Origin of the sequence: Sporosarcina sp. P12(2017), assembly GCF_002743035.1 — a bacterium.
Classification (GTDB): Bacteria; Bacillota; Bacilli; order Bacillales_A; family Planococcaceae; genus Sporosarcina; species Sporosarcina ureae.
The window spans coordinates 30311-42687 of the sequence record NZ_PDYL01000024.1 but is presented as its reverse complement, the minus strand read 5'-3'; the positions used below and the strand labels follow the sequence as shown (position 1 = coordinate 42687).

The following is a 12377-nucleotide window of genomic DNA, read 5'->3' as shown; positions in this document are numbered from 1 at the left end:
GTAGACTGTCCTCGAAGATGCTCAAGCAACGCTTCCACTGTCGGAAGCGGAATCAACTCCACATCTTGCGCAAAGTCAAGAAACGACACATCCACCGGTGGCAGATAGATCCGTTTGAAGCCTAACGTCAACGCTTGCTGAATTGCAGGCAACAAGCCATGGAACGGAACCAACTCACCATGTAGCGATAGAGACGTAATGACGCAGATGGAATCATCCAGCGGCAAAGGCTGATCCGTCAGCTCCTGAATAGCAGCAAGCAACATCGCACCATCAAAACCCGTCCCACTCTTCCGTATATCCGCAGGCGACAAATGAATCGTAATCTTCTTCATCGTCAAATCAAAATCCAAATGGTGCAAACAACTCAAAATACGCTCTTTCGATTCCTTGATACTCGCATCCGGCAACCCAATAATTACACACTGTTCCTTATCGATGCGTATATCAGCCTCCACACGGACCCGTTCCCCTTTTAATCCTTGCAACCCAATACTCATCACAGTCGACGCCATCTCTTCACCCTCTTTGCTAAATCTGATTGTACTGAGTATAGCGGAGATGATGCAGCATGGTCAAAACAGCAAAATTGAATTCTTGAAAAGAGAAACGGCATAGGTATCATGTTTTATAAAAGAAGAATTGAATTTCATTTGCGATTACAATAGAAGAAATCAATTCTTCAATTATTTTCTTTTATAACAAAAAAGCCAACCGATCGTTTACACGATTAGTTGACTTTTCATTTTCCATATTCTCGAATTGTCAGACTAGTGCCTGAATTGTGTCATGCACAGGTAGCGATTTTTTATGTACTTTTCCTTTTCAAAACTCTGTACTTCTATTTTGCACTACACAGGTTGGGTAAGAAGTTCTGTGATTGGTACTCTCTTATACCCTGAAAACAATGGTTTCTTCACATTTTACTAAATCTATTTCATATAATAGGTAGCATTTTTTATTGTTTGTTTCGCAACTCCAATGATACACGAAATTTTATTGTGGCATTTTTTTGTTTGAATTCAGGTGGCTAACTTGATTGTACAATTGGCCTAAATATAATATTTTGTTATATCTCTAAAATTGTCTCTTTGAGATTTTGTAACCGTAACAGAAGTAGGCATATGACCTACCCCGATAAACATTATGATACTTTCACCTTTTTTTAAATCTAATAACTTTCCTATACTCTTATACTTATTGATATTAAATGATGCATTTAACATGCAAGTTGCTAGCCCTAAATTGTGAAGCGAATACAATAGAGTCATTGAAAATAATCCTCCGTCTATATATCCGGCATTACGTTCGTTAGCACTTCCGTAAGCTGAATTATCCGTGGTGATCATTAATAATGAATCCATGTTTTCACCAAAACCATTTAAACCACCTTGTACTTTTAATATTTTTTTTCTTAACTCATTATTCTTTATAACATAAACATTCCATGGCTGCCTATTGCATGCAGATGGAGTTTTCATAGACAAATTTATCGCTTGATTAATCAAGTCCAGATCTACTGTTTCATTCGAGAAGCTTCTAACACTATGTCTACTATTAACTAGATCTGCAAAGCTTGAATCAGAACCGTTTACATAATCATTCTTATTTATTATTAGTGATCCACCTGACTTAGTAATATTATTAGCTAATTGAGAAAGACGACTACTCAAATCAGTAGTTGGTTGCCCTTTTAAATTGTGTAAATTAATATATTCTTGGATTGTTGATATACCAGTTTTAAATCTAATATCTTCAATTGAGAATCCTTTTTGAACGTATTCTTCAAGTGTTTCAAATAATTCATTTAGAGCATATTGTCCAAATCCCAAGCGTATATTCGAATGACTCAACCCTTTTTCTAACGCATGATAATAAAGAGTGATTTTATTTCTTAGCTGTTCTTCAGAGTTGTTTTTCGGGTTTCCAAAAGATGAATTTAAGTATTTACTATAGTCATAGAAAAAAACTAATAATAAATCTAATTTAAATTTAATATACATTAAGATTTTTAATATAAATCTTGGTAAAAAGATCTTTGCAATTTCTTTCATATTTACCACCCTCGTAAATTTCTAATGTTAAAAAATTATTATTTAAAATTCTTCCGCATTCTCACACCTATTTTCGCCCACTTTCCATCTCATACATTCTTCAAAAGATATTCTTATCATATAAGAATAAGTAATAAGCAAATTCTTCATCTTGAAAAGCTTTAATTTACAATTAGTTTTGACACATCTTTTCTGTATAGTAAATTCATATAACTTTTAAATCCCTACATATAATACATATCAAGATTATCCACGATTAATTTTCAGGAAGCTTTTCTTTTTTATTTTTAAAATAATATCTTTGACTTCATTAATTCTCATAAAATAAATAACAATACAATACGTTAGTATCGCAATTATAATTGTAATCATCATTGTTAAATTTTGGTTAAGAGTAACTGCTAATATATTAAAATTAAACTTTGCAACTATTCCCATAACTATTGAAGAAAAAAGTATTTTCAAAAATGTTTTAGCTATTAAATTCAAACCGTAAGACCCAATTTTTCTCCTAAGGTTTATCGCTAACAAAATTGCTGTGAATAATACAGAAATACTTGTAGCGAGTGCTAAACCACCTATACCAAGATATTGAGATAATATAAAATTTAGTATTATGTTTAAAATAACTCCTATTGTCGCGTTTATAGTGGGCGTTTTAGTGTCTTGCAATGAATAAAAAACTTTAGAAAGAATTTCCCTTAATCCAAACCCTATCATTCCTATAGAATAAAAAAATAATGCACTCGATGTCATTAGAATAGCATTCTTATCAAATGAACCCCTACCAAACAATAAAGTAATTATGGGTTCAGAGAATAGCATAGCGATAAAGGTTGCTGGTGTAACCAAAAGAAGGATACAGGTAATAGTAACTGATATAATCTTCTTAAATTCAAAAGTATCTTTTTCAACTGCAAGCTTCGATACGACCGGATAAAAAACAGCTGCAGCAGATAGTACGAATAACCCCTGAATGAATGCATTTACCTTATTAGCATAGTTTAACGCAGAAATACCCCCCAGCATAATTCCGGAAGCCAGCGTTCTATCGATAATAACATTAAAATGATAAACACCGGTACCTAAAATAATAGGTACTGCAATAATAGAAAGTGATTTAATGAATTGATCATTTACATTTATTGATAATTTAAATTTATAATTGTTTTTTAGAGAATAAATAAGTAAAAGTAAAAATTGAGATAAAATAGCTATGACATTACCAATCGCAAGTAATAAGACACTGAATTTAGTACTTAGGTAAATAGCTATTATATAGGTAATATTTAAAGGAATACCAATAAGCGCTGGGATAATAAAGTTATTATTTAATTGGAGGTATGGTTTTAATATCGATACTAAAGCAGTGAAATAAATTCCTAAGAGGCTAATTCTAGTGAAAATTATAGCTAAATCTAAAATTTCTCCCTCAAATCCAAAAGCAAATAGTTTTACCAATCGCTCAGTAAAAACAATACTTACAAAAATAATGAATGTAGAGATTATTAATAATATATTGAGTAAATTATTTGTGAATTTTTTGCTCTCTTCTTCATTGTATTCATTCATAATTCTTGTATACATAGGTACATAACCGGTTGCTACGGCTGTTGCTAGTAAACCAAATAAGACATTGGGTATTGTTAACGAAATTATATAAACATCACTAATTTCAGTTGCTCCATAAAAGTAGGCAAGAATCAAATCCCTAGTTAGTCCTAAAATATTAGAGATAATTGTAAAAATCGTTATCCATACAACAGCCTTGGCCATACTTTCACCTCAAAAATCATCTAATGTAAAATTAATCAAATTTAAATGTTTGATATTGGATTTTTTCATGTTTCAACCGTCATTATAATATATACAGTTTTTCAAAGGGTTAAAATATTAACTACTGAATAAACTTAACCATCTGAATCTATTTCTATATCATGGACTCACATTGTTAAGTCGTTCCTAAAAATGTGTAGGCAGGGTTAATTTAAGTCCCAATGTCTATTTTCTATTAAAAAGCTTCTCTTCTACGTAAGGTTTCTACTTGTTGCATTGTTAAGTAGTTTATTGCCCCATAGATCCGTTTTAGGTTGTACTATAATTTAACATACTGAAAAACTGCAATTCATGACGCTTCAAAGTCTATATTGATTGTTTGGAATTCTTCAAAACCTAGCATACATTTAGTTATATAATCTATCATACATATATTTCCCTTAAGAGATTAAGGAAACAAAGTAACTCAAAAATTTATTCCTATAATCTTAGTGCTATTTTTTATTGCTGCTCTTCTTTCAAAATCGTAGTTAAAAATTTTAGTGAATTATCTTTTTCAACATTTAACAAACTGTAGACATTTTTATAATCTATTTCACTAAATTTGTCATACGCGGTATTTTTAATTTGATCTACAGGGACTAACCTATTACTTAATTCTAAAATGCTTAGTAATGATATTATACGTGAGTTTAATTGTTTTACTCCTGTCATTTTTTTATTTTCAGGTATAAAGAATTCTTTTTTAAAAATAATAGAAAATGCTGTTCCATGAAAAGAATTCGTGACTATGTAAGAAGCGTTTTTAAATAGGTTAATAAATTCCAGTGGACCTTCACTTGTTAAATTCACTTCCCAAAACATTAACTTATTATACTCTTTTTTACCTATATTAATCACTTTTTTTCCTGTTCTGCGTGATAACTTATCGGCAATTGCCTTTATTCCATCTGTTAAAACTTTATCTCCAGGCATATAATAACATAAAATATATCCCTCTTCGTTACACACTTCTGTATTACCAAGTAATTCAGCCCATTCTTTCTTATCTAATAATAATGTAGGATCTAAAACTACGGATACTTGCTTATTCTTTAGTAAAGAATTAATAATCTCCTTTCCTTGTATTTCTCTAACCGATAGAGCATCAAATTTAGAAATTAATTCAGAATATCTCTCTTTTTGATTATCAGGTAATTGGGAAAAGCCAAAACTCGCAGCATAGGAAACCCTTTTCTTTTCTCGTGGAGCAAAATCAAGAAAGTAGGCAGAGTCATTTCCTGTTAGATGGAAGTTCCATACTTGATCACTTCCTGTAATATACATATCATATATAACTGACGGATGAACTATACCGTCTATAGAATGAACATTTTTGGATAGTTTTATATATTTTTCGCGAAATTCATTAGTTTTTTTCTTCCTTTCTGCTCCCCCAAATAATGGGCAAAAGATATTCCGCCATATATATTGAAGAATTCTTCTTTTTTTACTATATTTAGCATACGTCTTCTCGTTATTCACATAATTAATATTTTCAACATCGTAACCCATTTCTCTAATTACCTTTTGTAAGGCATATGTTTGTAGTATACCTCCATAATTAATAGTATTATGGAAAGTAATTATACCGACTGTTTTCACCTTATCCACATCCAATTTCTTTTTTATTAGCTTCAAGTTTATATTTTCTAGTTTTATTATTAAATTCAATACTATCAACAATTCCATAGAATGCAAAAACGTAAAATGTAGAGTGAACAAAATATATACCACCAAACATACCCACTACAGTAATATAGATCAACATTATATTGTAGGATGATGCATTAGAGGAACCTCTCATAAATAATTTGATGCCTTTTATTAATATACTAAAACATAATACAGTGTACAAAATTGTTCCAACAAGACCAAAGTTAAACATAAACTCCAACCACTCATTGTGGGCACCTGTGCCAAGCGAAGTAATACTTGAACCACTGCCTTTTCCAATTAGAAAATCGATAAGAGACCTATTTGATATATTGTTGATTGCTGTAGCAAAAATTTCATTTCTACCAGAACCATCCGCAAGGGATTCTTTTGAAAAGCGACTTAGTAGATAGCCATCAGTAAATCTATCAATCAATTTAAAGGAAATTAGGAAAGCTATCAATAAACCAGCCATTTTTAAAAAATAAGAGAGACCATACCTTTTTAAAACCCCTTCTAATGAATAATAGGCTATCATCATTAGTGGGAAAACAATCAAGGCACCTCTTTTCATAGATATCATAACGATTAAAATTATTAAAATCGAATTAATTTTTTTGTATTTACTATTAATTAATAAAATAAATGGAAGAAATATAATCATATAGTAAACCAAATTAACTGTAGCAATAACCTCATAAGTACTTGAGATTTTAAACGACGCATATATTGAAGCAACAAAATATATAACTACCATAACTTGAATAAAGCTTCTTATTTCTCTATAAGCTTCTCCATTATTACTTAAAAAAGTACGAAAAAATAGATAGGTTACAAGCCACCAAAACGATAGACCTATATGCACTCCGGAAGTCCAAATAGGAGCTTCTTGTATTATATTAACGAATAATATCCAAAAAGTTAAAAGAATAAGTGTAATACTGAATATACTTAATCTTATATCTTTGAGATGACCTATTAAGTAAATAACAAGAAGAGAAATGATAGATATAAGAAATATATAGACCGTTCCGCGCTCTGCTTCTTTTATGCCTATACTTGCACTATTTTGTAGATCAAAGAATGTATAGAATATTATTAGTAAAAATAAAATATATAAGGATACATAAGCTCTTTTTATTTTAATGCTTTTATTAAAATTCATTACTCTCTCCTCATAAAAGGTTTAGATATTATTTCACCATTGACTCAATTAATATTTCTATTACTTCAATCCAACTATTTGCTTGATTTTTATCGTCCGCTTGTTCCATTATTTTAGGTTGTATTTCTTTTAGCAATACTTTCTCTAATAAGTAAGCTAATTCTTGGGGTTTAAAGGGGTCAAAAAAATAAACATTCTCATATCCCTGCAATACTTCTCTGGCGTATGCACAATCTGCTGCTAGAACCAAGGTTCCTATTTGTCTTGCTTCCATTAACGGAAGGCCCACGGTCTCAATATAAGAGGGAAATATTAACGTTGAAGTATTATACCGATACATCACTTCCTCAAATGGAATTTCCCCTAAATATGAGATATTCTCTATGTCTTCTTTATTTTTAATAGTTAATGATATTTCGAAGTTTTTCGTACCTTTATTATTCAATATAGAACAAGCTTCATATATACACTTATGATTTTTGTATAAACTTTCAGCAGCGGGATAAAAGAAATTATTAGCTTTGAATGGATGATGGGACTTATACCTATTAGCCTTATCTTCAAAGGGCGGAAGTATAGCTGTAATTTTTTTGGGCGATATGTTTGTATCTTTTATTACGGCATCCTTAATCCAGTTTGTTTGAACAACTACTTTATCAGCTTTTTTTATTGATTTCTTTATCACCCTACCGATGAGATATTGATAAATAGCTAAAGTTCTTTCTTCGGGTTTTAAAAAAGAAAATCTCTTTTCTTTTTGAAATGGTATTGCTTGATGCATATAAAGGATTTGAGGATAATCTAATCCGTAAATAATAGTATTTTGAAGAGAAAATACTACATCTGGTCTTAATTCAGTTATAATTTTTTTCCCACTGATAAAATCAAATTCTAAACGGTTTTTCCAACTTTTCTTTACATTATTTAGCACTATTACTTTAACATTTTCAGTTTCTTCAATATAGTTATCATTTAATAAAAAAATCCATTCGTGTTCTTTACCTACTTTCGAACTTGAAATGTATTTATAAAAACTCTTCAAAATTGATAATGCACCACTAGTACTGGCTGCAATATTATTAACTACTACTCTCATTTCTCCCTCCATACAACCCTATTAACATAATCTGTATAAGATAAAATTATCCTTAATACTTTCTCTGAAACATTCGGCATCGCATAATCGCCAACTAGCTTTAATGTACTTTCGCCTTGTGACTCCAATATTTCAAGCCCTTGTAATATTCTTTCCTTTTCTAATCCAACCATCATAACAGAAGTCTCTTCCATAGCCTCTGGTCTTTCATGTGCTTGCCTAATATTAAGAGCTCTAAATCCAAGAATTGATGATTCCTCACTAATCGTTCCACTATCACTAAGAACTACTTTCGACTTCATTTGGAGCTTCACGTAATCATTAAAACCTAGCGGTTTCATAGTTTTTATCAACGAATTAAATTTAACACCTTTAGCATTAATCATTTTTTGTGTCCTAGGATGAGTGCTGATAATTATTGGCATGCCATACTTCTCTGCAATAGCGTTTAAACTATCACATAAATCCATGAATCTTTTTTCGGAACTTATATTTTCTTCGCGATGAGCAGATACTACGAAATATTTTTCTTTTTCTAGATTTAGTTTTTTAACTATATCTGACTTTTCAATGTTTCCTTTTCTTGAGTTTAGAACTTCAAACATTGGACTCCCAGTTTTTATTATTCGGTCAGCAGGCAGCCCCTCCCTTAACAAGTATTCTCTTGCAATATCACTATAAGTTAAGTTAATGTCCGCTGTATGATCAACAATTTTCCTGTTCGTTTCTTCTGGTACCCTTTGATCGAAGCATCTATTGCCAGCTTCCATATGGAATATAGGAATCTGTCTTCTTTTTGCTGCAATCGCACATAAACAGCTGTTTGTATCTCCCAACACCAATAAAGCATTTGGTTTTACTTCTTCCATAATGGGATCTATTTTAATTAATATATTACCAATTGTTTCTACTGCTGTTCCGGTTGCCGCGTTCAGGAAGTAATCTGGCTTTCTCAATTTAAAATCTTTGAAAAACACTTCATTTAATTCATAATCATAATTCTGACCAGTATGAACAAGTATATGTTCGATTGCATTTGACTCTTCTAATTTATTTATTACTGCCGAAAGTCGAATGATTTCTGGTCTAGTACCTACGACTGTCATTACTTTTAATTTTTTCATAATAGCTTTATACCTCCAAAAAGTATGTATCAGGATCTTCGGGATTAAAACTTTCATTCACCCACATTACAGTTACTAAGTTTACATCCCCTATATTAACTATAGAATGCGTATACCCTACTGGTATATCGACTACTTGTAGCTTTTCTCCACTTACTTCATATTCAATAATTTCATCTGTATAAATATTTCTAAACCGTATCAAGCCTACACCACTAACTACAAGGAATTTTTCATTTTTTGTGTGATGCCAGTGATTACCTTTTTCAATACCTGGTTTGGAAACATTAACAGATACTTGGCCCCTATCGGCTGTTCTTATAAACTCCGTAAAGGAACCCCTATTATCTATATTCATTTTCAAATCATAAGCGAATTCATCTGTAGGTAAAAAACTTAAATATGTACTGTATAATTTTTTAGTAAGTGGATCATCCATATTAGGAACGCTTAAATTTGTTCTAAATTCTTTAAAGCTTTTAATAAGGCTTGCTAATTCCTCTAATCTTATTGTATATTTAGGTTTTACAAAACAATGATTATCCTTTTTAGTTGGATTTCCTTTAAGTGCTTTAACAAATTCCACTAATACATCATCTATATAGCACAAAGTTAGTTCTGCCTTTGGATTATTAATTTGAATGTCTAAGTCCCTAGCTATATTGTAACAATATGTCGCAACAACTGTATTATAGTTAGGTTTGCTCCACTTTCCAAATAAATTAGGTAGCCTATATACTAATACCTCTGCACTTGTTTCTACTGAGTACTTGAACAGTAAATCCTCGCCAGCTTTTTTGCTAATACCATAAGGATTTTCTTTTTCAGCTTGAATCGAAGATGTGATAAGTATCGTTGATTTGTTGTTATTTTTTTTTAATAGTTCTAATAACTTGGATGTCAAACCATAGTTTCCATCCATAAATTCTGCTTCATTTTCAGGTCTGTTTACTCCGGCTAAATGAAATACGAAGTCACATATTTTGGTGTATTCTTCCAAATCATTTAAAGTATTATTTCTTGTATATAAGTATAAATCTTCATACCCTTGATTTCTCAACTCGGCTACTAAGTTTTTACCAAGGAACCCTGCAGCACCTGTTATAAGTATTTTCACTTACTATTCCACCCTTTCAATTCATCCTGAATATAAGGTAGTTCTAAAAGTTTACCTTTAATTTGCTCTATTGAAAGTCGGTATGTATTATGTGAGTTGTATTCCTCATCCGTTGAAAGTTTCTCATTACCTTCTTCAAAGTATTTATCATAGTTAAGATCACGATTATCCGCTGGGACTCTATAAAAACCTTCTAAGTCTTCTGCTACAACATGTTCTTCTCTTGTAAGGAGGGTCTCAAATAGTTTTTCACCGTGTCGAGTACCAATTATTTTAACTTCGTTATTAGCATTAAAAATTTCTTTTACAGCTTGTGCTAAGTCTGCAATTGTAGAGGCTGGAGATTTTTGAACCATAATATCCCCTGCATCAGCATTCTTAAAAGCAAAAACTACAAGTTCAACTGCTTCTTCGAGACTCATAAGGAATCTAGTCATACCTGGATCTGTTATAGTAAGTGGCTTACCAGCTTTAATCTGTTCTACGAAAAGTGGGATAACTGAGCCGCGTGAAGCCATAACATTTCCGTATCTTGTCCCGCATATGAGTGTCTTATTAGGAGAGACCGTTTTGGCTTTGGCAACAAACACCTTTTCCATCATTGCTTTTGAAATCCCCATCGCATTGATTGGATAGGCAGCTTTATCAGTTGAAAGACATATAACTTTTTTAACGCCATATTCAATTGATGCATTTAATACATTCTCTGTACCAATGACATTTGTTTTTACTGCCTCCATCGGAAAGAATTCACACGATGGAACTTGTTTGAGTGCAGCAGCATGAAATACGTAATCGACGTCGTTCATTGCATATTTCACACTTGCAAGATCACGGACATCACCAATGTAAAATTTCAATTTGTCATTATTATATTGCTTACGCATATCATCCTGTTTCTTTTCATCACGTGAAAAAATACGAACTTCTTTAATATCCGAATTTAAGAATCGTTCCATTACTGCATTTCCAAAAGACCCAGTTCCACCTGTTATTAATAGGATTTTATCTTTGAACATTTGATACCCTCTATTCTCATCATTCAAAATGACTCATTATTATTTCATACGAGTGCTTGGCTGTGTAATTTTCTTCCAAGTATCTCCTTGCGTTTATCCCCATTTGTTCTCTTGATTTAAACTCACATAACTGCTGTATTTTTTTATTGAATTGTTCAACGTCACCGCTCTCACACCAATATCCAAACTCTCCTTCTTCAATCACCTTCCCAATATCTGTGTTTACATCTGTTGCTGCCAGTACTGGCATTGATGCCTGCATATATGAAAGAAGTCTTGACGGGAAATTAGGTATTGTAAAACGTTTATCAAGAAATATTAAACCTACATCACAAGAATTAGCTAGAACTTCATAATCCTCTTTTGGTAATTGCTCAAATAATTGAGCATTAGTAGGTTTTTCTTTGTTGAAATAGTTATTAATCTTTCTAAACTCTGTACCTGATCCAGCAATTACAAAGTGTATTTTCTGATTAGTCTTGTTGGCTTTCAAACATTCAATTAAAAAGTCTATACCTTGTGGTTTTCCTAAGTTACCCCCATATATAAACACGGTTTTATCTAATGGTGTGTTGTATTTCGTCCTAATCCTGGATATTTCAGTTTCATCAAAGCTTATCTCTATCGGGTCTATACTATTAGGACATATCTCAACGGTGTGGGGTAATATTCCTTTGTTATTTTCTAAGACATAATCCACATTTGATTGGGACATACAACCAATGTAGTCTGAATTCATATATAATCTTTTCTCTTTATTCCTGAAATACCAGTAGATAGGACTATTCTTACTTATCATTTGTAAGTCTACAGCATTCTGTGGAAATATATCTTTTAGTAGGAGATATGACAAAGCGTTATCCCTATTTTTCACATATTGAATTACTTTTTCAAATGTGATCGGCGGAGTAGAATATATTATTAAATCAAACTTTACATCCTTAATATATTTTTTTATGGCTCTAAGAAATAATTTTTCTATCCTAACTGTAGATATTCCTTTTTCAATCACACTTACCTTAGTAATATTTCCTATCTTAACTCGAATAATGTGAACTCCATTTTCATTAGCAAATTCTGTAGCCTTATTTTGACGTTTTTCTCTAGGACTAACAACATAAACCTTATGTCCCTCATCTCTAAAACGTCGTAATAAGTCAGTGTATATACCTTTATCTTCTATATTATTTAATCTACCAATAGATAAAAATAAGATATTCATTTTCTCACCCTTGCATTGCAGATTTATTCTGTTTCTTAATACAGTTAAACTATGACTTCATTAATTTTTCACTATTAACAGTGTCTCTTTCTGGATTAATCCATTTATG

The 12377-nt window shown here is 31.4% G+C and carries 10 protein-coding genes; all 10 read right to left on the bottom strand.

Annotation, left to right across the window (positions count from 1 at the left end):
• Window positions 1-515 (bottom strand): magnesium chelatase domain-containing protein (locus CSV80_RS15985; protein ID WP_304442309.1); only part of this gene is annotated, 515 nt, incomplete at its 3' end.
• Between the two features lie 537 nt (window positions 516-1052).
• A complete protein-coding gene (locus tag CSV80_RS15980; protein ID WP_099671672.1) occupies window positions 1053-2054 on the bottom strand; it encodes a nitroreductase family protein in 1002 nt (333 codons plus the stop codon).
• Between the two features lie 246 nt (window positions 2055-2300).
• Window positions 2301-3830, bottom strand: a complete 1530-nt coding sequence (gene murJ, locus CSV80_RS15975; RefSeq protein ID WP_099671671.1) for a murein biosynthesis integral membrane protein MurJ — start codon at window positions 3828-3830, stop codon at window positions 2301-2303.
• A gap of 501 nt (window positions 3831-4331) precedes the next feature.
• Window positions 4332-5474: a polysaccharide pyruvyl transferase family protein gene (locus CSV80_RS15970; protein ID WP_158231933.1), complete on the bottom strand. Its 1143-nt coding sequence runs from the start codon at window positions 5472-5474 to the stop codon at window positions 4332-4334.
• A 1-nt stretch (window position 5475) separates the two neighbouring features.
• Complete coding sequence (locus CSV80_RS15965) at window positions 5476-6690, bottom strand: O-antigen ligase family protein (RefSeq protein WP_099671669.1); 1215 nt, start codon at window positions 6688-6690, stop codon at window positions 5476-5478.
• Between the two features lie 28 nt (window positions 6691-6718).
• Window positions 6719-7786 (bottom strand): glycosyltransferase, encoded by a 1068-nt coding sequence (locus CSV80_RS15960; RefSeq protein WP_158231932.1) that lies wholly within the window; start codon window positions 7784-7786, stop codon window positions 6719-6721.
• Window positions 7783-8910: a non-hydrolyzing UDP-N-acetylglucosamine 2-epimerase gene (gene wecB, locus CSV80_RS15955; RefSeq protein WP_099671667.1), complete on the bottom strand. Its 1128-nt coding sequence runs from the start codon at window positions 8908-8910 to the stop codon at window positions 7783-7785. Before wecB ends, CSV80_RS15960 begins: the two co-directional genes overlap by 4 nt.
• Before the next feature lie 7 nt (window positions 8911-8917).
• On the bottom strand, window positions 8918-10027 hold the full coding sequence (locus CSV80_RS15950; protein ID WP_099671666.1) for a polysaccharide biosynthesis C-terminal domain-containing protein: 1110 nt from the start codon (window positions 10025-10027) through the stop codon (window positions 8918-8920).
• The gene (locus CSV80_RS15945) at window positions 10024-11046 is read right to left on the bottom strand and encodes a nucleoside-diphosphate sugar epimerase/dehydratase (RefSeq protein WP_099671665.1); all 1023 of its coding nucleotides are present in this window, start codon (window positions 11044-11046) and stop codon (window positions 10024-10026) included. The genes CSV80_RS15950 and CSV80_RS15945 overlap by 4 nt, the downstream gene beginning before the upstream one ends.
• Before the next feature lie 19 nt (window positions 11047-11065).
• Complete coding sequence (locus CSV80_RS15940) at window positions 11066-12268, bottom strand: glycosyltransferase family 4 protein (RefSeq protein ID WP_099671664.1); 1203 nt, start codon at window positions 12266-12268, stop codon at window positions 11066-11068.
• Between the last annotated feature and the right edge of the window lie 109 nt (window positions 12269-12377).

Bases quoted from the DNA above. Each gene is read 5' to 3' on its own strand.
- CSV80_RS15980 (WP_099671672.1), bottom strand. From the start codon at position 2,054: ATGAAAGAAATTGCAAAGATCTTTTTACCAAGATTTATATTAAAAATC.
- murJ (WP_099671671.1), bottom strand. From the start codon at position 3,830: ATGGCCAAGGCTGTTGTATGGATAACGATTTTTACAATTATCTCTAAT.
- CSV80_RS15965 (WP_099671669.1), bottom strand. From the start codon at position 6,690: ATGAATTTTAATAAAAGCATTAAAATAAAAAGAGCTTATGTATCCTTA.
- CSV80_RS15960 (WP_158231932.1), bottom strand. From the start codon at position 7,786: ATGAGAGTAGTAGTTAATAATATTGCAGCCAGTACTAGTGGTGCATTA.
- wecB (WP_099671667.1), bottom strand. From the start codon at position 8,910: ATGAAAAAATTAAAAGTAATGACAGTCGTAGGTACTAGACCAGAAATC.
- CSV80_RS15945 (WP_099671665.1), bottom strand. From the start codon at position 11,046: ATGTTCAAAGATAAAATCCTATTAATAACAGGTGGAACTGGGTCTTTT.
- CSV80_RS15940 (WP_099671664.1), bottom strand. From the start codon at position 12,268: ATGAATATCTTATTTTTATCTATTGGTAGATTAAATAATATAGAAGAT.